We start from the raw sequence: 24660 nt of genomic DNA, 5'->3' as shown, positions 1-24660 counted from the left end.
GATGACGAAGCCGGCAGGACAGGAAGCGAATGCAACCAACGTCCCGCCGGCCGCGGCGGCGGGCGACGACCCATTCGGTCTGGCGCCGTGGCTGCGGGAGATGCCGGCGGTTCCGATGCATCCTCTGATGGCGCATCCGATGGCCGCCATGGCCGCCGCAACAGCGATCGGCCTCGGGGTCACGGGGCAGATCGCGGGCATGATGCTCGGGGCGATGCAGGGGGCGACCGCCAGGACGAAGGTCGCGCTGGACGAGGCCGAGGCCGGTCTTGCCGAGGCGGAAGCGGTGGTGGCGCGCGTGGCCGAGATCACGGCCGCAGTCGAACCGCTCGCCGCGCCTGTACCGGCAATGCCGAGCGAGGTGCGGAAAACCGCGCCGAAGGCGACGGTGCGGGGCAAGCCCGCTCGCGTCGCGGTGGCAAAGGTCAAGCCGGCTCCGGAGCCGGAGAAAGCAGCGCCGGCCCGCAAGGCTGCGCGCGCGAAAGTCGCGAAGGCCGACGACCTGAAGAGGATTTCGGGCGTCGGGCCGAAGCTCGAGCAGGTGCTGAACGGCATGGGGATCACCCGCTATGCCGAGATCGCCGCCTGGTCGGCCTCGGACGTGGAAAGGATCGAAGCCGAGCTCGGCCTCGACGGGCGCATTGCCCGCGATGGCTGGGTGGAGCAGGCGAAGGGGCTGGCGAAGGGCTGAGCGATCGGCCGCGCCGGCAGTCGGTGGTTGAGGCGGAAGCACGGATCGATCGGGCTTCCGCTGGGGAAATGAGCGCTGAAGGGACGCGGGAGACCGCGTCAGGAGCGGGAAGACAGACATGGCAAAGCTGAAAGTCGACGGAAAAGAAATCGAGGTCCCGGATCACTTCACGCTGCTTCAGGCGTGCGAGGAGGCCGGCGCCGAGGTTCCGCGCTTCTGTTTCCACGAGCGGCTTTCGGTCGCCGGCAACTGCCGCATGTGCCTGATCGAGGTGAAGGGCGGCCCGCCGAAGCCGGCGGCCTCCTGCGCCATGGGCGTGCGCGACCTGCGTCCCGGCCCGAACGGCGAGGCGCCGGAAGTCTTCACGAACACGCCGATGGTCAAGAAGGCGCGCGAAGGGGTGATGGAGTTCCTGCTCATCAACCATCCGCTCGACTGCCCGATCTGCGACCAGGGCGGCGAATGCGACCTGCAGGACCAGGCGATGGCCTTCGGCATCGACAGTTCGCGCTACCAGGAAAACAAGCGCGCCGTCGAGGACAAGTATATCGGCCCGCTCGTCAAGACGATCATGAACCGCTGCATCCACTGCACGCGCTGCGTCCGCTTCACGACGGAGGTGGCCGGCATCACCGAGCTCGGCCTGATCGGCCGCGGCGAGGATGCGGAGATCACCACCTATCTCGAGCAGGCGATGACGTCGGAGCTGCAGGGCAACGTCGTCGACCTCTGCCCGGTCGGCGCGCTGACCTCGAAGCCCTTCGCCTTCACGGCGCGCCCGTGGGAACTGAACAAGACGGAATCGATCGACGTCATGGATGCCGTCGGCTCGGCGATCCGCGTCGACACGCGCGGCCGCGAGGTCATGCGCATCCTGCCGCGCGTCAACGAGGAGATCAACGAGGAGTGGATCTCCGACAAGACCCGCTTCATCTGGGACGGCCTGAAGACGCAGCGCCTCGACCGCCCCTATGTCCGCACGGACGGCCGCCTGCAGCCGGCAAGCTGGGGCGAGGCCTTCGCGGCGATCAAGGCGGCCGTCGCCGGCAAGCCGGGTGACAGGATCGGCGCGATCGCCGGCGACCTCGCCTCGGTCGAGGAGATGTACGCGCTCAAGGAACTGATGACGGCGCTCGGATCCGCAAACATCGATTGTCGCCAGGACGGCACGGCGCTCGATCCGTCGCTCGGCCGCGCGAGCTACCTCTTCAACCCGACGATCGAGGGCATCGAAAGCGCCGATGCGCTGCTCATCGTCGGCGCCAATCCGCGCCTTGAGGCGGCGGTGCTCAACGCCCGCATCCGCAAGCGCTGGCGCCAGGACGGCTTCCCGATCGGCGTCATCGGCGAGCCGGGCGAGCTGCGCTATGCCTACGACTATCTCGGCGCCGGCGCCGACACGCTGTCGGAACTGCTCGACGGCTCGAACAAGTTCGCCGCCAGGCTCAAGAAGGCCAAGCGCCCGATGATCCTCGTCGGCCAGGGCGCGCTGGCACGCCCGGACGGCCTTGCCGTGCTGGCTGCCGCCGCGAAGCTCGCCGAAACGGTCGGCGCGGCGACGGCCGAGTGGAACGGCCTCGCGGTGCTCCATACCGCGGCGTCGCGCGTCGGCGGTCTCGACCTCGGCTTCGTGCCGGGCGCGGGCGGCAAGCTGGCGGCGGACATGCCGGAGGCGATGGACGTGCTCTTCCTGCTCGGCGCCGACGAAATGGACTTTTCCGGCAAGACGGCCTTCACCGTCTATATCGGCTCGCATGGCGACGAGGGCGCGCAGAGCGCCGACGTCATCCTGCCGGGTGCGGCCTATACCGAAAAGTCGGGGACCTGGGTCAACACCGAGGGCCGCGTCCAGATGGGCAACCGCGCCGGCTTCGCGCCGGGCGAGGCCCGCGAGGAATGGGCGATCCTGCGGGCGCTTTCCGACGTGCTCGGCAAGAAGCTGCCCTTCGATTCGCTGGCGCAACTGCGCGCGAAGCTCTATGCGGCGCACCCGCATTTCGCCGCGGTCGACGAGATCGCGCCCGGCAATTCGAGCGATATTGCCGCACTTGCGAAAAAAGGCGGGACCATGGCGAAATCCGGGTTTGCGTCTCCGATCAAAGACTTCTATTTGACGAACCCGATAGCGCGCGCCTCCGCGGTCATGGCCGAATGCTCGGCACTCGCCCGCAACAACTTCAAAGCCGCGGCGGAATGAGCGCGAGGGAATAAGGCATCATGGACGCTTTCGTTTCGACCTATGTATGGCCCGCGGCCATCATGATCGCCCAGTCGCTCCTGCTGCTGGTCGCGCTTCTGCTCTTCATCGCCTATATCCTGCTCGCCGACCGCAAGATCTGGGCCGCCGTGCAGCTGCGCCGCGGCCCGAACGTCGTCGGCCCGTGGGGCCTCTTCCAGTCCTTCGCCGACCTTTTGAAGTTCGTCTTCAAGGAGCCGATCATCCCGGCCGGCGCCAACAAGACGATCTTCCTGCTGGCGCCGCTCGTGTCGGTGACGCTGGCGCTCGCCGCCTGGGCCGTCATCCCGCTCAACGAGAACTGGGTCATCGCCAACATCAATGTCGGCATCCTCTATGTCTTCGCGATCTCGTCGCTCGAGGTCTACGGCATCATCATGGGCGGCTGGGCGTCGAACTCGAAATATCCGTTCCTCGGCGCGCTGCGGTCGGCGGCGCAGATGGTCTCCTACGAGGTGTCGATCGGCTTCGTCATCGTCACCGTGCTGCTCTGCGTCGGTTCGCTGAACCTGACCGACATCGTCAATTCGCAGAAGGACGGCATCGGCACGATGGTCGGCCTGCCGGGCTCGTTCCTCGACTGGCACTGGCTGGCGCTGTTCCCGATGTTCGTGGTGTTCTTCATCTCGGCGCTCGCCGAGACGAACCGCCCGCCCTTCGACCTGCCGGAAGCCGAATCCGAACTCGTCGCCGGCTTCATGGTCGAATACGGCTCGACGCCCTACATGATGTTCATGCTCGGCGAATATGCCGCCATCTGCCTGATGTGCGCGCTGACGACGATCCTCTTCCTCGGCGGCTGGCTGCCGCCGGTCGATTTCTGGCTCTTCAACTGGGTGCCGGGCATCGTCTGGTTCGTGCTGAAGGGCGGGTTCGTCTTCTTCATGTTCGCGATGGTGAAGGCCTTCGTGCCGCGCTACCGCTACGACCAGCTCATGCGCCTCGGCTGGAAGGTCTTCCTGCCGCTGTCGCTCGCCATGGTCGTGATCGTTGCATTCGTGCTGAAGCTCACGGGATGGTCCGCATGACGGCCGCCCGCGCGTTCAGCAGCATTGGAGCTTGACTATGGCTGGTCTTTCGCAAGCCGTGAATTCGCTGTTCCTCAAGGAGTTCGTCGGCGCCTTCTTCCTGTCGATGCGCTACTTCTTCAAGCCGAAGGCGACGGTGAACTATCCGTTCGAAAAGGGGCCGGTCTCGCCGCGTTTCCGCGGCGAGCATGCGCTACGCCGCTATCCGAACGGCGAGGAGCGCTGCATCGCCTGCAAGCTCTGCGAGGCGATCTGTCCCGCGCAGGCGATCACCATCGAGGCGGGGCCGCGCCGCAACGACGGCACGCGCCGCACGGTGCGCTACGACATCGACATGGTGAAGTGCATCTATTGCGGCTTCTGCCAGGAGGCCTGCCCGGTCGACGCGATCGTCGAGGGCCCGAATTTCGAATTCGCGACGGAAACGCGCGAGGAACTCTACTACGACAAGCAGCGGCTGCTCGACAACGGCGACCGCTGGGAGCGGGAGATCGCCCGCAACATCGCGATGGATTCGCCCTACCGCTGATCCGTCGAACTGATCCGCACCGTCTGGCTTCCAAGGGGGAGGGTGGACGGTGACAATCTCGGAAGGGGCGGGCTTCGGCCGGTCCTGTCGGGGCGGGCCGCGCGGGTCCGCTCCGGGGGAAGAAGAAAAAGGCACCAACATGGGTCTGCAGGCTCTATTTTTCTATCTCTTCGCCTTCGTGGCGGTGGCGTCGGCCTTCATGGTGATCGCGTCGAGGAACCCGGTCTATTCGGTCCTGTTCCTGATCCTCACCTTCTTCAATTCGGCCGGTCTCTTCCTGCTGACGGGCGCCGAGTTCCTCGCGATGATCCTGCTCGTCGTCTATGTCGGCGCCGTGGCGGTGCTCTTCCTGTTCGTCGTGATGATGCTCGACATCGACTTTGCGGAACTGCGCTCCGGCATGCTGGAATATGCGCCGGTCGGCGCGCTGGTCGGCCTGATCCTCGCGGCCGAACTCATCGTCGTCGTCGGCGGCTCGACACTGTCGCCGGAGATCGCCAATTCGGTGGCGATGCCCATTCCGCCGGTTTCGGAGCGCACCAACACGGCCGCGCTCGGCGACGTGCTCTATACCCACTACGTGTTTTTTTTCCAGATCGCCGGCCTGGTCCTGCTGGTGGCAATGATCGGCGCCATCGTGCTGACGCTGCGCCATCGCGAGCATATCAAGCGGCAGGACATTTCCCGGCAGGTCGCCCGCACGCCCGAAACCGCCGTCGAGGTGGTCAAGGTCAAACCGGGCCAGGGCGTCTGAGGCGAGGACAAGGAACGAAGCAATGGAAATCGGCATTTCCCACTACCTCACCGTCAGCGCCATCATGTTCACGCTGGGCATCTTCGGCATCTTCCTCAACCGGAAGAACGTCATCATCATCCTGATGTCGGTCGAGCTCATCCTGCTGTCCGTCAACATCAACATGGTCGCCTTCTCGGCATTCCTGAACGACATCGTCGGCCAGGTTTTCGCCCTGTTCATTCTGACCGTCGCGGCTGCGGAAGCGGCCATCGGTCTCGCAATTCTCGTCGTCTTCTACCGCAACCGCGGTTCGATCGCCGTCGAAGACGTCAACATGATGAAGGGCTGATCGGGTCATGGAAACCATCATCAAGGCAATCGTCTTCCTGCCGCTGATCGGCTTCCTGATCGCGGGGCTTGCGGGCAACCAGATCGGCGCCAAGGCATCGGAGTTCATCACCTCCGGCTTCATGGTGATCGCCGCCGTCTTCTCCTGGATCGTCTTCTTCCACATCGCCATGGGCGAGGAGCAGATGCTGACGGTTCCGGTGCTGCGCTGGATCCAGTCCGGCAGCTTCGACGTCGCCTGGTCGTTCCGCGTCGACACGCTGACGGCCGTGATGCTCGTCGTCGTGAATTCCGTGTCGACGCTCGTGCACATCTACTCCATCGGCTACATGCACCACGACCCGCATCGGCCGCGCTTCTTCGGCTATCTGTCGCTCTTCACCTTCGCCATGCTCATGCTGGTGACGTCGGACAACCTCTTGCAGATGTTCTTCGGCTGGGAAGGCGTCGGCCTCGCGTCCTACCTGCTGATCGGCTTCTGGTACAAGAAGCCGTCGGCCTGCGCTGCCGCCATGAAGGCCTTCATCGTCAACCGCGTCGGCGACTTCGGCTTCGCGCTCGGCATCTTCTCGGTCTTCGTGCTGTTCGGCTCGATCAGCCTGGAGACGGTCTTTGCGACGGCGGCGACCTACCTGCCGGCGGAGGGGGCGGCGGATGCGGCCGAACCCGTCATCACGCTGTTCGGCATGCATCTCGACAAGTCGCATGCGCTGACGGCCACCTGCCTGCTGCTCTTCATGGGCGCCATGGGCAAGTCGGCGCAGTTCCTGCTGCACACCTGGCTGCCGGACGCCATGGAAGGCCCGACGCCGGTCTCGGCGCTCATCCATGCCGCGACCATGGTCACCGCCGGCGTCTTCCTCGTCGCCCGCATGTCGCCGATCTTCGAACTGTCGCACGAGGCGCTGATGGTCGTGACGCTGGTCGGCGCGATCACCGCCTTTTTCGCGGCGACCGTCGGCCTCGTGCAGAACGACATCAAGCGCGTCATCGCCTATTCGACCTGCTCGCAGCTCGGCTACATGTTCGTGGCGCTCGGCATCGGCGCCTATGGCGCGGCGATCTTCCACCTCTTCACGCACGCCTTCTTCAAGGCGCTGCTGTTCCTCGGCGCCGGTTCGGTCATCCACGCCGTCGACGGCGAGCAGGACATGCGCTACATGGGCGGCCTGCGCAAACACATCCCGATCACCTTCTGGATGATGACGATCGGCACCCTGGCGCTGACCGGCGTCGGCATTCCCGGCACGTCGATCGGCTTTGCCGGCTTCTTCTCGAAGGACGCGATCATCGAGAGCGCCTTCGCCTCGCACAGCGCCGTCGGCGGCTTCGCCTTCACGCTGCTGGTGATCGCGGCGCTGTTCACCAGCTTCTATTCCTGGCGTCTCGCCTTCCTGACCTTCTTCGGCAAACCGCGCGCCTCGTCGGACGTGATGCACCACGTGCACGAATCGCCGGCCGTCATGCTGGTGCCGCTCTACCTGCTGGCTGCCGGCGCGGTCGCGGCGGGCGTGATCTTCGTCGAATATTTCTTCGGCCACCACTACGAGGAGTTCTGGCAGGGCGCGCTCTTCACGGCTGCCGACAACCACGTCGTCCACGAGTTCCACGACGTGCCGAAATGGGTGAAGTGGAGCCCGTTCGCCGCCATGGCGCTCGGCTTCGTCACCGCCTGGTACATGTATATCCGTTCGCCGGAGACGCCGAAGTATCTCGCCGAGCAGCACCGCGGCCTCTACCGGTTCCTGCTCAACAAGTGGTATTTCGACGAGCTCTACGACTTCCTCTTTGTGCGTCCCGCCATGTGGATCGGCAGGACGCTCTGGAAGAAGGGTGACGGCGTCGTCATCGACGGCTTCGGCCCGAACGGCGTCGCCGCGCGCGTCATGGACGTGACCGACCGGGTCGTGCGCCTCCAGACCGGTTACCTCTATCACTATGCCTTCGCGATGCTGCTCGGAATTGCGGCGCTCGTTACCTGGATGATGCTCGGGAGCTCCCTCTGATGACCGATTGGCCCATTCTTTCAGCGGTCACCTTCCTGCCGCTCGTCGGCGTGGCGCTCCTGTTGCTCACCCGTGAGGACAGCCCCTACGGTCGACGCAACATCCTGAACGTCTCGCTGCTGACGACGATGTTCACCTTCGTCCTGTCGCTCTTTATCTGGGTCGGCTTCGACAACGCGAATCCGGGCTTCCAGATGGTCGAGAAGGCCGACTGGCTCGGCACCGGCATCTCCTACCATCTCGGCGTCGACGGCATCTCCATGCTGTTCGTCATCCTCTCGACCTTCCTGATGCCCTTCTGCGTGCTGGCGAGCTGGAACACGATCGAGAAGCGCCTCAAGGAATACATGATCGCCTTCCTGCTCCTGGAAGTCTTCATGGTCGGCGTCTTCGTCTCGCTCGACATCGTGCTCTTCTACGTGTTCTTCGAAGCCGGCCTCATCCCGATGTTCATCATCATCGGTGTCTGGGGCGGCAAGGACCGTGTCTATGCGAGCTACAAGTTCTTCCTCTACACGCTGCTCGGCTCGGTGCTGATGCTGCTCGCCATCATGGCGATGTACTGGCAGGCCGGCACGACCGACATCACGGAACTGCTCGCCTACAAGTTCCCGCCGCACATGCAGACCTGGCTGTGGCTCGCCTTCTTCGCGTCCTTCGCGGTGAAGATGCCGATGTGGCCGGCGCACACCTGGCTGCCGGACGCCCACGTGCAGGCGCCGACGGCGGGCTCGGTCATCCTGGCGGGCGTGCTTCTGAAGCTCGGCGGCTACGGCTTCCTGCGCTTCTCGCTGCCGATGTTCCCGCTGGCGTCGGAATATTTTGCGCCCTTCATCTTCACGCTGTCGGTGGTGGCGATCATCTACACCTCGCTTGTCGCGATGATGCAGGACGACATCAAGAAGCTGATCGCCTATTCGTCGGTGGCGCACATGGGCTACGTGACGATGGGCATCTTCGCGGCGAACGTGCAGGGCGTGCAGGGTGCGATCTTCCAGATGCTGTCGCACGGCATCGTCTCCGGCGCGCTCTTCCTCTGCGTCGGCGTCGTCTACGACCGGCTGCACACCCGCGAGATCACGGCCTATGGCGGCCTCGTCAACAACATGCCGAAATATGCCGTCGCCTTCATGGTCTTCACCATGGCGAATGTCGGCCTGCCGGGAACCTCGGGCTTCGTCGGCGAAGTGCTGACGCTGCTCGGCGCCTTCCGCGCCAACACCTGGGTGGCGTTCTTCGCGACGACGGGCGTCATCCTGTCGGCGGCCTACGCGCTCTGGCTCTATCGCCGGGTGATCTTCGGCGCGCTCGAGAAGGAAAGCCTCAAGGCGCTGCTCGATCTGTCGCCGCGCGAGAAGCTGCTGCTCTATCCGCTGGTGATCCTCACCATCTTCTTCGGTATCTATCCGGCCCCCGTCTTCGACGCGACGGCAGCCTCGGTCGATACCCTCCTGACCAACTACACCGCGGCTCTCGAGGCGGCGCGCTCCGTCGCGCTGACGATGAACTGACGACGGGATCCTGAACATGACCGCTGATACCATCCTTGCCAGCCTTCAGCTCTCGACGCCCGAGATCATTCTCGCGGTCGGGGCCATGGTCCTGCTCATGATCGGCGTCTTCTCGGGCGAGAAGTCGGCGGGAACCGTCACCGGGCTCGCGGTGGCGCTGCTCATCATCTCCGGCCTCTGGCTCGTCATGGTGACGGGCGAGGGCGAGGCCTATGGCGGTGCCTTTCTCGCCGATCCCTTCGCCAAGTTCATGAAGGTGCTGGCGCTGATCGGCTCGATCACCGCCATGGTGATGACCGTCGGCCACGCGCGCTCGGAGCAGATCGACCGCTTCGAGTTCCCGGTGCTGATCGTGCTCGCGACAGTCGGCATGCTGCTGATGATCTCGGCGAACGACCTGATCTCGCTCTACCTGTCGCTCGAACTGCAGTCGCTGGCGCTCTACGTCGTCGCCGCCATCAACCGCGACAGCATCCGCTCGACGGAAGCGGGCCTCAAGTATTTCGTGCTCGGCGCGCTTTCCTCGGGCATGCTGCTCTACGGCATGTCGCTGGTCTACGGCTTCACCGGCCACACGGGCTTCGAGGAGATCGCCGCGGCGCTGACGGCCGAGGGCCGGTCGCTTGGGCTCGTCTTCGGCCTGGTCTTCGTGCTCGCCGGCCTCGCCTTCAAGATCTCGGCCGTGCCGTTCCACATGTGGACGCCGGACGTCTATGAAGGCGCGCCGACGCCGGTCACCGCCTTCTTCGCCGCCGCTCCCAAGGTCGCCGCCATGGCGATGCTGGTCAGGATCGTCATCGAGGCCTTCGAGCCGATCGTCGCCGACTGGCAGCAGATCATCGTCTTCATCTCGATCGCCTCGATGCTGCTCGGCGCCTTTGCCGCAATCGGCCAGCGGAACATCAAGCGGCTGATGGCCTATTCCTCCATCGGCCACATGGGCTATGCGCTCGTCGGCCTGTCGGCGGGGTCGATGACCGGCGTGCGCGGCGTCGTGCTCTACATGCTGATCTACATGGTCATGACGCTCGGCACCTTCGCCTGCATCCTCGCGATGCGCCGCAAGGAAGGCGGCAATGTCGAAAATGTCGACGATCTCGCCGGCCTCTCGACGACCAACCCCTTCATGGCGACCGTGCTGACCGTGCTGATGTTCTCGCTTGCGGGCATTCCGCCGCTCGCCGGCTTCTTCGGAAAATACTTCGTCTTCATGGCGGCGATCGAGGCGCATCTCTATGCGCTCGCCATCATTGGCGTGCTCGCCTCCGTCGTCGGCGCCTACTATTACCTGCGCATCGTCAAGGTGATGTGGTTCGACGAGGCGACGGGCGAGTTCGCCCGCACCGCCGGCGAACTGAAGCTGGTCTTCGGCCTGTCCGGCCTCTTCGTCGTCGGCTACGTGCTGATCGGCGGCGCGGTCGGCGAGGCGGCGGAAGCCGCCGCCCGGACGTTCTTTTGAGCGGGTCGGGCAGCGCCCGCCGGCTGACGCTCGACGACTTCCGGCACGAAGCGCTCGGCGAGACCGGCTCCACCAATTCCGAATGCCTGGAGCGCGCCCGCAACGGCGCGCTTTCCGGTCTCTGGATCACCGCCGCCCGGCAGACCTCCGGCCGTGGCCGCCGCGGCCGCGCCTGGGCCTCCGAACCCGGCAACCTCTACGCCTCGCTGCTCCTGATCGACCCGGCGCCGCTCGGGCGCCTGCCGTCCCTGCCGCTTGCGGTCGCGGTTGCCGTGCAGGCGGCCATTGCATCCGTCATGCCGCCCGGCGTCGACGTCCGGGTGAAGTGGCCGAACGACATCCTCGTCGACGGCCGCAAGGTCTGCGGCATCCTCGTTGAGAGCGAGACGCTGGCTGCCGGCGGCCAGGCGGTGGTCATCGGCATCGGGATCAATGTGGCGGTGGCGCCGGATCACGGGCTCTATCCGGTGGCGACGCTCCGCGACTTCGGCTGCGCGGCCTCGCCGGACGAACTCTTCGCGCATCTCTTTCGCGCGATGGCGGTCGTGCTCGGAGACTGGGACGGCGGGCAGGGCATCGCGCCTGTCATCGAGCGCTGGCGGAGCGTGGCGGGCGGCATCGGCGAGAGGATCACGGTCAATCTGCCGGACCGCGCTATTTCCGGGCGCTTTGCGGGAATTGATGATACAGGTCTGCTGAAACTGGACCTCGATGATGGCGGCACGCGGCTGATCGCGGCCGGAGATGTGTTTTTGATGAGCAGCGCCGTCCGTCAGCCGTGACGCGGCGGACCGTTGCGATACCTTGAATCTGCGCAGGAACCCTCGCCCGACCGTGGTCGGCAGGGCGTTGCGCCAAGTGGAAGAATGTAAGAATGGCACAGCAAGAAGACCTCGTTTTCCTGCCGCTTGGCGGCGTCGGCGAGATCGGCATGAACCTCGCGCTCTACGGTTACGGCAAGCCCGGCAACCGGCAGTGGATCATGGTCGATTGCGGCGTGACCTTTCCGGGGCCGGACCTGCCGGGCGTCGATCTCGTGCTGCCCGACATCCGCTTCCTCGCCGAGGAGCGCAAGAACCTGAAGGGCATCGTGATCACCCATGCGCACGAGGATCACTATGGCGGGCTGAACGATCTCTGGCCGGGCCTCAACGTGCCGGTCTATGCCTCGCCCTTCACCGCCGGCATGCTGGAGGCGAAGCGCGACTACGAGCGCAGCCGCCACCAGATTCCCGTGACGATCTTCAAGCAGGGCGACCGGATCAATGTCGGCCCCTTCGAGATCGAGGCGATCGGCGTCAACCACTCCATTCCCGAGCCGATGTCGCTCGCGATCACGACGCCGCTCGGCCGCGTCATCCACACGGGCGACTGGAAGATCGACCTCGACCCCTCGCTCGGCCCGCTGACCGACGAGAAGCGCTTCCGCGAACTCGGCGACGAGGGCGTCCTGGCGCTCATCTGCGACAGCACGAACGCGCTTCGCGACGGCGTGTCGCCCTCGGAGCAGGAGATTTCCGAGAGCCTCCGCAAGATCATCGAGACGGCCGAGGGCAGGGTGGGCATCACCACCTTCTCGTCGAATGTCGGCCGCATCCGGTCGATTGCCCAGGCCGCCGAAGCGGCCGGCCGCGAGGTGCTGCTGCTCGGCAGTTCGATGCGCCGCGTGACGGACGTGGCGCGCGACATCGGCATCATGGAAGGCATCAAGCCCTTCATCGCCGAGGACGAGTTCGGCTACATTCCGCGCGACAAGGTCGTCGTCATCCTCACCGGCAGCCAGGGCGAACCGCGCGCGGCGCTCGCCAAGATCGCCCGCGACGAGATGCGCAACGTCGCCTTCACCGCCGGCGACACGATCATCTTCTCCTCGCGTGCCATCCCCGGCAACGAGAAGGCGATCAACGACATCAAGAACGGCCTGGTCGACCAGGGCATCCACGTCATCACCGACAGCGAGGCCCTGGTGCACGTCTCCGGCCACCCGCGCCGCAACGAACTGCAGCAGATGTATGGCTGGGTGCGGCCGCAGATTCTCGTTCCGGTCCACGGCGAGGCGGCCCATCTGACGGCGCATGCCGAACTCGGCGAGCAGTCGGGCATCGCGCGCGTGCCGCGGGTCAGGAACGGCAACATGCTGCGCCTGGCGCCGGGCGAGCCCGAGGTGATCGACGCGGCGGCCTGCGGCCGCATCTTCAAGGACGGCAGCCTGATCGGCGACTATGACGAGATGGGCATCGGCGACCGGCGCAAGCTCTCCTTTGTCGGCCATGTCGCGGTCAGCGTGTTGCTCGACAGCCGTTACGATTTCCTCGGCGATCCCGAGGTGGAACCCTTCGGCCTGCCGCAGTTCGACGACGAGGGCGAGGACATGGGCGACACGCTCTATGACGCGGTGCTCGGCGCGGTGGAAAGCATCCCGCGCGCCCGCCGCAAGGATCTGGAGATGGTGCGCGAGGCGGTGCGGCGCGCCGTGCGCTCCACCGCCAACGAGATCTGGGGCAAGAAGCCCGTCGTCACCGTCTTCCTGACGAAGGTCTGATACCCGGCGTGGCGCCGTTGTGGTAGCGAACGGCCTGCGCCGCGAGGAGGAGATCATGCTGGGTCGCGTCAACCACATCGCCATCGCCGTGCCGGATCTCGCGGCCGCCACGGCGTCTTATCGCGACCGGCTGGGTGCTGTGGTGACGCCGCCGCAGGCGCTTCCCGAGCACGGGGTCACGGTGGTCTTCGTCGACCTGCCGAATACCAAGGTGGAGCTTCTCGCGCCGCTCGGGGAGGCTTCGCCGATTGCGGCCTTCCTCGACAGGAACCCGGCCGGCGGCATGCACCACATCTGCTACGAGGTCTCCGACATCCTGGCGGCGCGCGACCGGCTTGTCGTGGCGGGTGCGCGTGTCCTCGGCGACGGATCGCCGAAGACCGGGGCGCATGGCAAGCCGGTGCTGTTCCTGCACCCCAAGGATTTCTTCGGCACGCTGATCGAGCTCGAAGAGGTGTGACAGCAGGTCGCCGCCGCGACGTTTGAAGTCCGGCGGCAGTCGGTCTAGAAGGGCGCAGCCGGGCGGGTGGTCCGCCGCTTGGAAGGGCATGCCGATGCAGTGGTTCTCGATCTTCGCCGTCTATTTCATCGTCTGGTGGCTGACGCTCTTTGCCGTTCTGCCCTTCGGGCTGAAGACCCAGGCCGAGGAAAACGACGTCGTGCCGGGGTCGGTGGAGAGCGCGCCCGCAAAATTCCGGGCCGGTCGCGTCGTGCTGGCGACGACGCTCGTCTCCGCCGTCCTCTACGGTGCCTGGCTCGTGCTGAGCATCAAATTCGGCGTCGGCATCGACACGCTTCCGCAGGTCATGCCGGATTTCCGATGAGAATAAATTTCTCCGAAGGGCAAATGCCGTCGGCAAGCATCTGACGTAACGGCAGGCGACAGGCGCGGGCCATGCCGCAGAGTCGGGGATGAATGGGTGTCGGGTGATCCGGATGTGCCGGATTGTCGCGGACGGTCGTCACAGAACGGTCACGGACACCTGATAGCTGATGGATGAAAAGCAAAAAAAAACAAGGCTTGAAGCCTTGTTTTTTAAGTGTCGCGTGATCCTTTTCCGTTGCCGGAGGCAGCGTCTATGCGCGCCTAAGATCTGATCCTCCCAAGACTTGACCGCGAGTTGGCAAGAATTTGTACTCCTTGCCTGTTTTGTGGCCTGAAACTAGCCCAAAGCTTAGGCGTTGTCATCCTGTTTTTTTGCATTTTTGCTACAGTGAAGCAAATTTTTTCGATTGACAAACATGTCGCACATCCTGTTATTTTCGCGCCTTTCGTGACCGGACTCGCCTGAAAATCCGGGCGTCGGGCCAGCCCGCCGGTAGGGCCTGCCGCGTGTGTTGCAGCTTTCTCGCGGGCCTTTTCACCCGTACTCTCGAAAATGTGATCGCTGCCTCGCAGGCAGCAGGGTGCGGCTTCGTCTCCGGACCAGGGCGCGCGGGCCGATCGGGGGCGTCCGCCGCCCGTGTCCCGCCGGTCTCCGCGCCGGCGGTATCGGTTTCTGACGCGGATCCCGGTGCGGCGAGGACGCCGCACCGCCCGCAGCCGGTCGCGTGCCCGGGCCATCGTCAAGCGGGTTCCCTTCGCCCGGGGAAGCGGTTATGAACGCGGGCAATTCAACGTCATTTCGCCCGATTCTGATATTAGGCGGAGCCAGTCATCCGGAACTCGACATGCGCCTTTCCCGCTACTTTCTGCCCATCCTCAAGGAAAACCCCAAGGAGGCGGAAATCGTCTCGCACCGGCTGATGCTGCGGGCGGGCATGATCAAGCAGCAGTCGGCCGGCATCTATACCTGGCTGCCGCTCGGAAAGCGCGTGCTCGACAAGGTCAATGCCATCATCCGCGAGGAGCAGAACCGCTCCGGCGCCGTGGAACTGCTGATGCCGACGCTGCAGTCGGCCGAACTCTGGCAGGAAAGCGGGCGCTACGATGCCTATGGCAAGGAGATGCTGCGCATCAAGGACCGGCAGGACCGGCCGATGCTCTACGGCCCGACGAACGAGGAGATGATCACCGACGTCTTCCGCTCCTTCGTCAAGTCCTACAAGGACCTGCCGCTCAACCTCTACCATATCCAGCTGAAGTTCCGCGACGAGATCCGCCCGCGCTTCGGCACCATGCGCTCGCGCGAGTTCCTGATGAAGGACGCCTATTCCTTCGACCTCAATCGCGAAGGCGCCGAGCACGCCTACAACCGCATGTTCGCAGCCTATCTGCGCACCTTCTCGCGCCTCGGCCTGCGGGCGATTCCGATGCGCGCCGACACCGGACCGATCGGCGGCAATCTCAGCCACGAATTCATCATCCTGGCAGAAACCGGCGAGTCCGAGGTGTTCTGCCACAAGGACTTCGTCGATTTCGACATTCCGCCGGCGGACAGCGACTTCAACGATGTCGCGGAGATGCGCGGCATCTTCGAACAGTGGACGTCGCGCTACGCGGCGACCTCCGAAATGCATGACGAGGCGGCCTTCAACGCCATCCCCGAGACCGACCGCCTGTCGGCGCGCGGCATCGAGGTCGGCCACATCTTCTATTTCGGCACCAAATATTCCGAGGCCATGGGCGCCAAGGTGCAGGGGCCGGACGGCAAGGAGCACATCGTGCACATGGGCTCCTACGGCATCGGCCCGACGCGCCTCGTGCCGGCGATCATCGAGGCCTCGCATGACGAGAACGGCATCATCTGGCCGAAGTCCGTCGCGCCCTTCGAGGCGGTGATCATCAACATGAAGGCCGGCGACGCGGCCTGCGACGCGGCCTGCGAGAAGATTTACGGCGAGGTCGCCAAAGCCGGCGTCGACGTGCTCTACGACGACACCGACGAGCGCGCGGGCGCGAAATTCGCGACCGCCGACCTGATCGGCGCGCCGGTGCAGATCATCGCGGGACCGCGCTCCGTCGCCAATGGCGAGGTCGAGGTGAAGGACCGCAAGACCGGCGAACGCGAAACCATGACCGTCGAGGCGGCGATCGCCAGGGTGGCGACGGCCAACTGATCGGGGGGACCATGTCGGATGCAACGGATGACGGCGATCTGAAACCGAACGGCGCGGCCGCGAGCCGGCCGTTCTCGGCCTTCGAGCGCATGGTCGCCTGGCGCTACCTGCGCTCCCGCCGCAAGGAGGCCTTCATCTCGGTCATCGCCGGCTTCTCCTTCATCGGCATCATGCTCGGGGTCGCCACCCTCATCATCGTCATGGCGGTGATGAACGGCTTTCGCACCGAGCTCATTTCCCGCATCCTCGGCATCAACGGCCATATGATCGTGCAGCCGATCGACGGGCCGCTGAACGACTATGCGGCGCTTGCCGACCGGTTGTCGAAGGTTCAGGGCGTCAACATGGCGATTCCGCTGGTCGAGGGCCAGACGCTCGCCTCGGGGCAGGGCGGCGCCGGCACCGGCGCGCTGGTGCGCGGCATCCGCGCCGACGACCTCGCCAAGCTCAAGACCGTTTCCGACAATATCAGGGAGGGCGATCTCGTCGGCTTCGCCTCCGGCAGCGGCGTGGCGATCGGCGCGCGCATGGCCGAATCGCTCGGCATCAGCGCCGGCGGCCAGATCACGCTCGTGGCGCCAGAAGGCGACGTGACGCCGCTCGGCGTCAACCCGCGCGTCAAGTCCTATACCGTCTCGGCGGTCTTCGAGATCGGCATGTCGGAATACGACGCCTCGATCATCTACATGCCGCTCGAGGAAGCGCAGCTCTATTTCAACGCGGAGGGCATCGTCCAGTCGATCGAGCTCTTCGTTGCCGATCCGGACGCCGTCGATGCGCTGCGCCAGCCGGTCGAGGCGGCGGCGGAGCGGCAGATCTTCATCACGGACTGGCGGCAGCGCAACCGCACCTTCTTCTCCGCCCTGCAGGTGGAGCGGAACGTCATGTTCATGATCCTGACGCTGATCGTGCTCGTCGCCGCGCTCAACATCATCTCGGGCCTCATCATGCTGGTGAAGGACAAGGGCAGCGACATCGCGATCCTGCGCACCATGGGGGCGACGTCCGGCTCGATCATGCGCATCTTCTTCATGACGGGGGCGGCGATCGGCACCGTCGGCACCTTTGCCGGCGTGGCGCTCGGCGTCGTCGTCTGCCTCAACGTCGAATCGATCCGCCAGTTCTTCTCGTGGATCTCGGGCACGACGCTGTTCAACCCCGAACTCTATTTCCTCAGCCAGCTTCCGGCCGACATGAATCCCGGCGAGACCGTCTCCGTCATCGTCATGGCGCTGGCGCTCTCCTTCCTGGCCACGATCTTTCCCGCCTGGCGCGCCTCCAAGCTCGATCCGGTGCAGGCTCTCCGGTACGAATAGGAACGAATGATGACTGCGCGTGCGGTACTTGAGCTTTCCGGCGTCGAGCGCCAATACGGCCAGGGCGACATGGTTCTGTCGATCCTCAAAGGCGCCGACTTCACACTGCGGGCCGGCGAGACCGTGGCGCTCGTCGCCCCGTCCGGCACGGGCAAGTCGACACTGCTCCACATTGCCGGCCTCCTCGAGAAGCCGGATGCGGGCGCGGTGGCGATCAACGGCGTCGCCTGCGCCGAGCTCGGCGACGAGGCGCGCACCGGCATCCGCCGCCGCGACATCGGCTTCGTCTACCAGTTCCACCACCTGCTGCCGGAATTCTCGGCGCTGGAAAACATCATGATGCCGCAGCTGATCGCCGGGCTCTCCAAGGCGGAGGCGCGCGAGCGCGCCGCCCAGCTCCTCGATTACATGCGCATCGGTCACCGGGGCGAGCACCGGCCGGCGGAGCTCTCCGGCGGCGAACAGCAGCGCGTCGCGATCGCCCGCGCCGTTGCCAATGCGCCGCTCGTGCTGCTTGCCGACGAGCCGACCGGCAATCTCGACCCCGAGACTGCGGGTTATGTCTTCGAGGCGCTGGAGGCACTGGTGCGCCAGTCCGGTCTTGCCGCCCTGATCGCGACCCACAATCACGTGCTTGCCGGCCTGATGGATCGTCGCGTGACGATCGAGGACGGCCTGGTGCGCGAACTCGACTGACCCTCGGCAATCAGAGAGCGCAACGCCGGCGGCAACGCGCCCGGCCTGGGGGCTGAACCGTCTCCCTACTCGCCGTAGCCGCAGGCCTTGCGTCCGATCTCGTCCTTCCAGTCCTTGAGCAGCACGAAGCCCGGGCTCGCGGCAATCGGCCTGCCATCCGCCTTGCCCTTGCCGGTCAGGACGTTGAGATCGCAGTCCCGGCTGCGGTTGCCCGTGTCGTCCTCGGCGATCGTGTCATAGGCGGAGAAGGTGTAGCCGGCCACGACGAAATCGAAGTTGCGATAGGCGACGGTCAGCGTCTGCCGCCAGCGGTCGCGGCCGATCGAGTCGTTCTTGGTGACGATGCCGAGCGAGCCGTTCGCAAGGACGGCGAGTTCCGGTTCCTGGCCATAGAGCACGTAACTGCCCCAGAGGAAGTTCGGCAGCGACAGCACCGGTTCGAGCCGGGCCTCGTCCGGCTTGTTGAGATAGATCAGAAGGGCGTTGTCCCCGTCGCCATCGGCCGGCGGCTTCACGACAAGCGCGAGGTCCGGCGCACCGTCGCCGTTCCAGTCGCCGGCCGCCGCCGCGCCGATCCGATCGGCCGGGAAGGCCTGGGCATGGGCCTGGACGGGAAGAAGCGCAAGCATCAGGGCAAGTCGAAGGTTCACGGCAGATCTCCTCAAAAAGGGGCGGCGCAGGCACTCAAGCGCAGTCGCCGGTCGACGCGCAAGGGGGGATAAAATTTTTCCTTGACGTAAGAACAATAACGGAACAAAATGAAAACATAAAAGGAAAGGGAGCCTCACATGACCGATTTTCTGCGTGATCTTGCCGCCTTTGCGTCGATGGCGCTGTTCGTCGCCAGCTTTTCCGTCATCGTGCTCGGCATGTGACGGCCGGTTTCATCGGATCGGCCTGACCGGGCGCATCCCAAGGGGATAGCCGCAGAAATTCTGCGCCGGGGCTGGACTCTCGTTTCGCGAATCCGCTTATCCTCGTGCCTCGGCGCGAAAGGATGGTCGGCATGGCGGATTCGGTTCGGGAAGCGGCAGCAGGGCAAACGCCCGCGCAATTCGTGCATCTTCGGGTGCATTCCGCCTATTCGCTGCTCGAGGGCGCGCTTCCGATCAAGAAGATTATCGGCAAGGCCGTCTCCGACGCCCAGCCGGCGATCGCCATCACCGACACGAACAACCTCTTCGCGGCACTGGAATTCTCCCAGAAGGCGATGGACGACGGCGTCCAGCCGCTGATCGGCTGCCAGGTGTCGATCGACATGGAGGACGAGGGTGACGGCGAACGGCGGAGCGGCCAGGCGCAGCTTGCCAAATTGCCGTCGATCGTGCTTTTGGCCGCGACCGCCGAAGGGTATACGCGCCTCGTCAATCTGGTGAGCCGGGCCTATCTCGAAGGCGAGGGCGTGCAGGCGACCCGTATCCTCGCGTCCTGGCTCGAGGCCGGGACGGAGGGGCTGATCGCGCTGACGGGTGCGCTGTCCGGCCCGGTGGACATGGCGTTTCGCGCCGGCCAGCCGGCCGCCGGCACGGCGCGGCTCATGATGCTGAAACGGCTGTTCGGCGACCGGCTCTATGTCGAGCTTCAGCGCCACCGCGGCTACGACCGGCGTCATGAGCGGCGCATGGTGGAGCTCGCCTATCAGCACGACCTGCCGCTCGTCGCAACCAACGAGCCGTTCTTCCCGTCGCCGGACGAATATGACGCGCATGACGCGCTGATGGCCGTCGCGCACAATGCGATGGTGTCGGACGACAACCGCTTCCGCCTGACGCCGGATCATTACCTCAAGAGCCGCAAGGACATGGCGGCGCTCTTTGCCGACCTGCCGGAGGCGCTCGAGAATACCGTCGAGATCGCGCAGCGCTGCTCCTTCGTGCTGAAGACGCGCGCGCCGATCCTGCCGCGCTTCACGGGCGCGACGGACGACCCGGAGGAGGCCGAGCGCGCGGAGGCGGAGGAGCTGCGCCGCCAGGCGGTGGAGGGGCTGGAGAGCCGCATGGCCCTGCTCGGCCTGTCGCCGGGCTATTGCGAGCAGGACTATCGCGAACGGCTCGATTTCGAGCTCTCGGTGATCCAGCGCATGAAGTTCCCGGGCTACTTCCTGATCGTTGCCGACTTCATCAAATGGGCGAAGAACCAGAACATTCCGGTCGGGCCGGGGCGCGGCTCGGGCGCCGGTTCGCTCGTCGCCTATGCGCTCACCATCACCGACGTCGATCCGCTGCGCTTCTCGCTGCTCTTCGAGCGCTTCCTCAATCCCGAACGCGTCTCGATGCCGGACTTCGACATCGACTTCTGCCAGGATCGCCGTGAGGAGGTGATCCGCTACGTGCAGCAGAAATACGGCCGCGACCAGGTGGCGCAGATCATCACCTTCGGCTCGCTGCAGGCGCGCGCCGCCCTGCGCGACGTCGGCCGCGTGCTGGAAATGCCCTATGGCCAGGTCGACAAGATCTGCAAGCTGGTGCCGAACAATCCGGCCAACCCGACGCCGCTCTCCAAGGCGATCGAGGAGGAACCGAAGCTCAGGGAGGAGGCGGAGAAGGAGCCGGTGGTCGCCCGCCTGCTCGACATCGCCCAGAAGATCGAAGGCCTCTACCGCCACGCCTCGACCCACGCCGCCGGCATCGTGATCGGCGACCGGCCGCTGTCGCAGCTCGTGCCGATGTACCGCGATCCGCGCTCCGACATGCCGGTCACCCAGTTCAACATGAAGTGGGTCGAGCAGGCGGGCCTCGTCAAGTTCGACTTCCTCGGCCTGAAGACCCTGACGGTGCTGAAGACGGCGGTCGATTTCCTCCGCAAGCGCATGATCGACGTGAAGCTCGAGAGCCTGCCGCTCGATGACGGTCTCACCTACGAGATGCTGTCGCGCGGCGAGACGGTCGGCGTGTTCCAGGTGGAAAGCGCCGGCATGCGCAAGGCGCTGATCGGCATGAAGCCGGACTGCATCGAGGACATCATCGCGCTCGTCGCGCTCTACCGGCCGGGCCCGATGGAGAACATCCCGGTCTACAACGCCCGCAAGCACGGCGAGGAGGAGATCGAGTCGATCCATCCGATGATCGACAGCCTGCTGAAGGAAACGCAGGGCGTCATCGTCTACCAGGAACAGGTGATGCAGATCGCCCAGGTGCTGTCGGGCTATTCGCTCGGCGAGGCCGACCTGCTGCGCCGCGCCATGGGCAAGAAGATCAAGGAGGAGATGGACAAGCAGCGTGCCCGCTTCGTCGACGGCGCGGTGAAGAACGGCGTCTCGAAGCCGCAGGCGGATCTGATCTTCGACCTGCTCGCCAAGTTCGCGAACTACGGCTTCAACAAGTCGCATGCCGCGGCCTACGCGATCGTCTCCTACCAGACGGCCTATCTGAAGGCGCATTATCCGGTCGAGTTCCTGGCCGCATCGATGACCTACGACATGTCCAACACGGACAAGCTCAACGATTTCCGGCAGGATGCCGCGCGGCTCAGCATCACCGTCGTCCCGCCGTCGGTGCAGACCTCCTTCGCCCATTTCGAAACCGGCGAGAACTGCATCTATTACGCGCTGGCGGCGATCAAGGGCGTCGGCGAGGCGGCGGTGCAGCATATCGTCGACATGCGCGGCGACCGGCCCTTCGCGAGCCTCGAGGATTTCTGCCTGCGGATCGACCCGAAGCTCGTCAACCGCCGGGTCTTCGAGAGCCTGATCGCCGCCGGCGCCTTCGACTGCTTCGGTTTCGACCGGGCGGCGCTGATCGGCGGGCTCGACCGGCTGGTCGGCTTCGCGCAGCGCGCGCAGGAGGACAAGGTGAGCGGCCAGAGCGACATGTTCGGGGCCGGCGCCGCAACGGGGCCGGAGACCATCGCGCTGCCGTCCTTCACGCCCTGGCTCGCCTCCGAGAAGCTGCACCGCGAGTTCCAGGTGCTCGGCTTTTATCTCTCGGCCCATCCGCTCGACACCTACAACGCGACGCTCGCCAGGATGCGGGTGCAGAACTACGCGGATTTCGCGCTCGCGGTGAAACAGGGCGCGACGGCCGGCCGGCTGGCCGGCACCGTCACCTCACGGCAGGAGCGCAAGACCCGCACCGGCAACAAGATGGGCATCGTCGCATTCTCCGACGCCTCCGGCCAGTACGAAGCGGTTCTGTTCTCGGAGGCGCTGCAGCAATACCGGGACCTGCTGGAGCCCGGCAAGTCGCTGGTGCTGACGGTGCAGGCGGAGGAGCGGCCGGAAGGCATCGGGCTTCGCATCCAGACGCTGCGCTCGCTGGAGGAAGAGGCGCTGCAGAGCCAGAAGGCACTCCGGGTCTATGTGCGCGATTGCGGTCCGCTGCGCTCCGTCGCCGCGCATCTCAACACGAAGGGCGACGGCCTCGTCTCCTTCATCGTCATCAAGGACAACGGCCAGCGCGAAATCGAGGTGGAGTTGAACGAGCGCTTCCGCATCTCCCCCGAAATCGCCGCGGCGCTGCGCTCCGCACCCGGTGTGCTGGATGTGGAGCTGGTGTGAGGAGGTCCCGTTAAAGCCGCTGCCGAGTATTCAGGCCGCAGCCGGAATGCGGGCGATGACCTTGATCTCGAAGTCGAAGCCGGCGAGCCAGGTGACGCCGATGGCTGTCCAGTTCGGATAGGGTTTGTCGGGAAAAACCTCCTGCTTGACGGTCATGAACGTGTCGAACTGGTTTTGCGGATCGGTGTGGAACGTCGTGATGTCGACGATATCGTCGAGCGTTCCGCCGGCAGCCGCAAGCGTGGCCTTGAGGTTGTCGAAAGCAAGCCGCACTTGCTGCCGGTAATCCGGTTCGGGTGTTCCGTCGGGGCGGCTGCCGACCTGTCCGGAAACGAACAGGAGGTCGCCGGAACGAATAGCCGCCGAATAGCCATGCTCTTCATAGAGGGCATGCCTGCCTGCCGGGAAAACTGCGTCGCGCTGTGTCATTGTATCTCTCTTCCTGATTGTTAAGGGCGCCCGATACCGCAAGCCAACGCTTAACAAGGGCTGCAATTTCGTATACGGTGCGTATATGAAATTGGCGATGCAAGCGCTCCATGTCAAGTTGATATACGAAGCGTATATGAAAATACGAGTGAAAGTATGAACAAACGTCTTGAAATGATGGAGGAAAACCGCGTCAAATTAACTGCGGCCGGGCGCAGAGCCTTCGCCGAGAAAGGCTATGCCGCCGCGTCGATGGACGACCTGACCGCCGCGGTCGGCCTGACAAGGGGGGCGCTTTATCACAATTTCGGGGACAAGCGGGGGCTTCTGGCGGCCGTCGTCGACCAGATCGATTCCGAAATGGCGGCGCGTGCGCAGGAGATCGGAGCCCGCGCGACGGACGACTGGCAAGGCTTGCTGACCGAGGCGGCGGCCTATATCGAGATGGCCCTCGACCCCGAAGTCCAGCGCATCGTTCTGCTTGACGGACCGGCGGTGCTGGGCGATCCCTCGCAATGGCCGAGCCAGAGCCGGTGCCTCCAGGCGACCAAGGCGAAGGTGGAGCGGCTCGTCGCGCAGGGAACGCTCAAGCCGGTCGATCCGGAGGCCGCTGCGCGGCTTCTCAGCAGCGCCGCACTGAACGCGGCGCTCTGGATCGCTGCAAGCGATCGTCCGAAGGAGGTGCTGCCCAAGGCTGTCGACGCGTTCCACGCCCTGGCGACGGGCCTTCTCGCACGGCCCCTTTAGACAGGCCGGCCTGACGCACCATATCAGTTGACGATCACAACCGCCGACGTCTTCGTTTTCCGGGTCCTGTTGTCGCCCTGCGCCATCGGGATATCCGCCTTTGGCGTCTTGCGGGTGATGGTGATGAAGTCGGTGCCAAGCCCCGTTTCCGCCTCGACGCCGGCATCGGCGATCGTCAGCGACGCGCCCTCCGAGAGCAGGCGGGAGACGCGTTCCTTCACCTCGTCGGCGATCTCGATGCGGTCGAGTGCCTGCTGCAGGGAAGGCGTGTCGGCCTCGCCCGCCGTGTCGGCGATGCCGAGCCGTTGTTTCGTGGCGTCGGAGAGATGATTGGCCATCGCCGCCGCGAACCAGTCGACCGAGCCCGTGGCGGCGTCGACATTGCGGGCGAGCAGGAAATGCGTGCCGAGCGCCCGCGCCGGCTCGCGGATCGTGACCGGTGCCTCGAAGACCGGCTTGAACTTCTGCCGCACGAGGATCCGGCCGTTCGGCGGCGTGCCTCGGCCGGCCCTGGCATAGACGGCCGCGACGAGTTCTGGCGTCAGCATGCCGTCCTCGGCGAGCCCTTCGGCCGCCTGGAAGGCGCGGATCGCCCCGTGCGTCTGGCTGCCCGCGACGCCGTCCGGCGTGCCGGCGTCGTAGCCGAGCCCGGTGAGCAGGGTCTGCAGGTCGAGCACGGCATCGCGCGCGCCGCGGCGCGTGATCAGGATGCGGATCGGGTCGGACGGCACGGCCTCGACCGTCGGCAGGGCCGCGACATCGACCGCGGTGTCGGTCATGGCGACCTCGACCGTCTTGCCGTCGGCCTCCGGCATCGAGGGACGCAGGGTGGCGTCGGAGAGCAGCTGGCCGGCCGATTCCGCCGCCTTGGGGCGGAACAGCAGCGGATGT

The 24660-nt window shown here is 65.3% G+C and carries 21 protein-coding genes; 18 read left to right on the top strand and 3 right to left on the bottom strand.

Translation table 11 applies throughout. The features are described 5' to 3' along the window. The first annotated feature begins 1 nt into the window (after position 1). The 16 genes from LXM94_RS18870 to LXM94_RS18795 all read left to right on the top strand — a co-directional run bounded on the left by LXM94_RS18870 (position 2) and on the right by LXM94_RS18795 (position 18098). Entirely contained in the window at positions 2 to 691 is a 690-nt protein-coding gene (locus tag LXM94_RS18870) for a hypothetical protein (RefSeq protein ID WP_235773012.1), read from the top strand. A 118-nt stretch (positions 692 to 809) separates the two neighbouring features. Beyond that, complete coding sequence (gene nuoG / locus LXM94_RS18865) at positions 810 to 2888, top strand: NADH-quinone oxidoreductase subunit NuoG (RefSeq protein WP_235773011.1); 2079 nt, start codon at positions 810 to 812, stop codon at positions 2886 to 2888. A gap of 20 nt (positions 2889 to 2908) precedes the next feature. Next, the gene (gene nuoH / locus LXM94_RS18860) at positions 2909 to 3955 is read left to right on the top strand and encodes an NADH-quinone oxidoreductase subunit NuoH (protein WP_235773010.1); all 1047 of its coding nucleotides are present in this window, start codon (positions 2909 to 2911) and stop codon (positions 3953 to 3955) included. A 37-nt stretch (positions 3956 to 3992) separates the two neighbouring features. Continuing rightward, the gene (gene nuoI / locus LXM94_RS18855) at positions 3993 to 4484 is read left to right on the top strand and encodes an NADH-quinone oxidoreductase subunit NuoI (RefSeq protein WP_235773009.1); all 492 of its coding nucleotides are present in this window, start codon (positions 3993 to 3995) and stop codon (positions 4482 to 4484) included. A 139-nt stretch (positions 4485 to 4623) separates the two neighbouring features. Next, entirely contained in the window at positions 4624 to 5238 is a 615-nt protein-coding gene (locus tag LXM94_RS18850; RefSeq protein ID WP_235773008.1) for an NADH-quinone oxidoreductase subunit J, read from the top strand. A gap of 22 nt (positions 5239 to 5260) precedes the next feature. Beyond that, on the top strand, positions 5261 to 5569 hold the full coding sequence (nuoK, locus tag LXM94_RS18845; protein ID WP_235773007.1) for an NADH-quinone oxidoreductase subunit NuoK: 309 nt from the start codon (positions 5261 to 5263) through the stop codon (positions 5567 to 5569). A 7-nt stretch (positions 5570 to 5576) separates the two neighbouring features. After that, entirely contained in the window at positions 5577 to 7574 is a 1998-nt protein-coding gene (nuoL, locus tag LXM94_RS18840; RefSeq protein ID WP_235773006.1) for an NADH-quinone oxidoreductase subunit L, read from the top strand. After that, complete coding sequence (locus LXM94_RS18835; RefSeq protein ID WP_235773005.1) at positions 7574 to 9085, top strand: NADH-quinone oxidoreductase subunit M; 1512 nt, start codon at positions 7574 to 7576, stop codon at positions 9083 to 9085. The genes nuoL and LXM94_RS18835 overlap by 1 nt, the downstream gene beginning before the upstream one ends. A 16-nt stretch (positions 9086 to 9101) precedes the next feature. Beyond that, positions 9102 to 10544, top strand: coding sequence for an NADH-quinone oxidoreductase subunit NuoN (gene nuoN / locus LXM94_RS18830; protein WP_235773004.1), 1443 nt, complete (start codon positions 9102 to 9104; stop codon positions 10542 to 10544). Beyond that, on the top strand, positions 10541 to 11326 hold the full coding sequence (locus tag LXM94_RS18825) for a biotin--[acetyl-CoA-carboxylase] ligase (RefSeq protein WP_235773003.1): 786 nt from the start codon (positions 10541 to 10543) through the stop codon (positions 11324 to 11326). The genes nuoN and LXM94_RS18825 overlap by 4 nt, the downstream gene beginning before the upstream one ends. Before the next feature lie 92 nt (positions 11327 to 11418). Beyond that, complete coding sequence (locus LXM94_RS18820; protein WP_235773002.1) at positions 11419 to 13086, top strand: ribonuclease J; 1668 nt, start codon at positions 11419 to 11421, stop codon at positions 13084 to 13086. Positions 13087 to 13141: 55 nt separating this feature from the next. Continuing rightward, positions 13142 to 13546, top strand: a complete 405-nt coding sequence (mce, locus tag LXM94_RS18815; protein WP_235773001.1) for a methylmalonyl-CoA epimerase — start codon at positions 13142 to 13144, stop codon at positions 13544 to 13546. A 94-nt stretch (positions 13547 to 13640) separates the two neighbouring features. Then, a complete protein-coding gene (locus LXM94_RS18810; protein WP_235773000.1) occupies positions 13641 to 13910 on the top strand; it encodes a DUF1467 family protein in 270 nt (89 codons plus the stop codon). An 847-nt stretch (positions 13911 to 14757) separates the two neighbouring features. Further along, the gene (proS, locus tag LXM94_RS18805) at positions 14758 to 16086 is read left to right on the top strand and encodes a proline--tRNA ligase (protein WP_235772999.1); all 1329 of its coding nucleotides are present in this window, start codon (positions 14758 to 14760) and stop codon (positions 16084 to 16086) included. Between the two features lie 11 nt (positions 16087 to 16097). Continuing rightward, positions 16098 to 17402, top strand: coding sequence for a lipoprotein-releasing ABC transporter permease subunit (locus LXM94_RS18800; protein WP_235772998.1), 1305 nt, complete (start codon positions 16098 to 16100; stop codon positions 17400 to 17402). A gap of 9 nt (positions 17403 to 17411) precedes the next feature. Beyond that, the gene (locus LXM94_RS18795; RefSeq protein WP_235772997.1) at positions 17412 to 18098 is read left to right on the top strand and encodes an ABC transporter ATP-binding protein; all 687 of its coding nucleotides are present in this window, start codon (positions 17412 to 17414) and stop codon (positions 18096 to 18098) included. Positions 18099 to 18163: 65 nt separating this feature from the next. Here LXM94_RS18795 and LXM94_RS18790 read toward each other — a convergent pair whose 3' ends face one another. Further along, a complete protein-coding gene (locus LXM94_RS18790; protein WP_235772996.1) occupies positions 18164 to 18748 on the bottom strand; it encodes a hypothetical protein in 585 nt (194 codons plus the stop codon). A 356-nt stretch (positions 18749 to 19104) separates the two neighbouring features. On the opposite strand from LXM94_RS18790, the gene dnaE reads away from it, so the two are divergent. After that, positions 19105 to 22593, top strand: a complete 3489-nt coding sequence (dnaE, locus tag LXM94_RS18785; protein ID WP_235772995.1) for a DNA polymerase III subunit alpha — start codon at positions 19105 to 19107, stop codon at positions 22591 to 22593. 30 nt (positions 22594 to 22623) lie between these two features. Here dnaE and LXM94_RS18780 read toward each other — a convergent pair whose 3' ends face one another. Further along, positions 22624 to 23022 carry a RidA family protein gene (locus LXM94_RS18780; RefSeq protein WP_235772994.1) on the bottom strand — a complete coding sequence of 133 codons (399 nt, stop codon included), beginning with the start codon at positions 23020 to 23022 and terminating at the stop codon, positions 22624 to 22626. Positions 23023 to 23178: 156 nt separating this feature from the next. On the opposite strand from LXM94_RS18780, the gene LXM94_RS18775 reads away from it, so the two are divergent. After that, positions 23179 to 23769, top strand: a complete 591-nt coding sequence (locus tag LXM94_RS18775) for a TetR/AcrR family transcriptional regulator (RefSeq protein WP_235772993.1) — start codon at positions 23179 to 23181, stop codon at positions 23767 to 23769. Positions 23770 to 23792: 23 nt separating this feature from the next. On the opposite strand, the gene LXM94_RS18770 is transcribed toward LXM94_RS18775, so the two are convergent. After that, on the bottom strand, positions 23793 to 24660 hold an 868-nt coding region (locus tag LXM94_RS18770), incomplete at its 5' end, for a peptidoglycan-binding protein (protein WP_235772992.1).

This window comes from Rhizobium alarense (assembly GCF_021555155.1).
Lineage (GTDB): Bacteria > Pseudomonadota > Alphaproteobacteria > Rhizobiales > Rhizobiaceae > Rhizobium_D > Rhizobium_D alarense.
The sequence above is the reverse complement of the archived record's forward strand: the minus strand, read 5'-3'. Positions and strand labels throughout refer to the sequence as shown.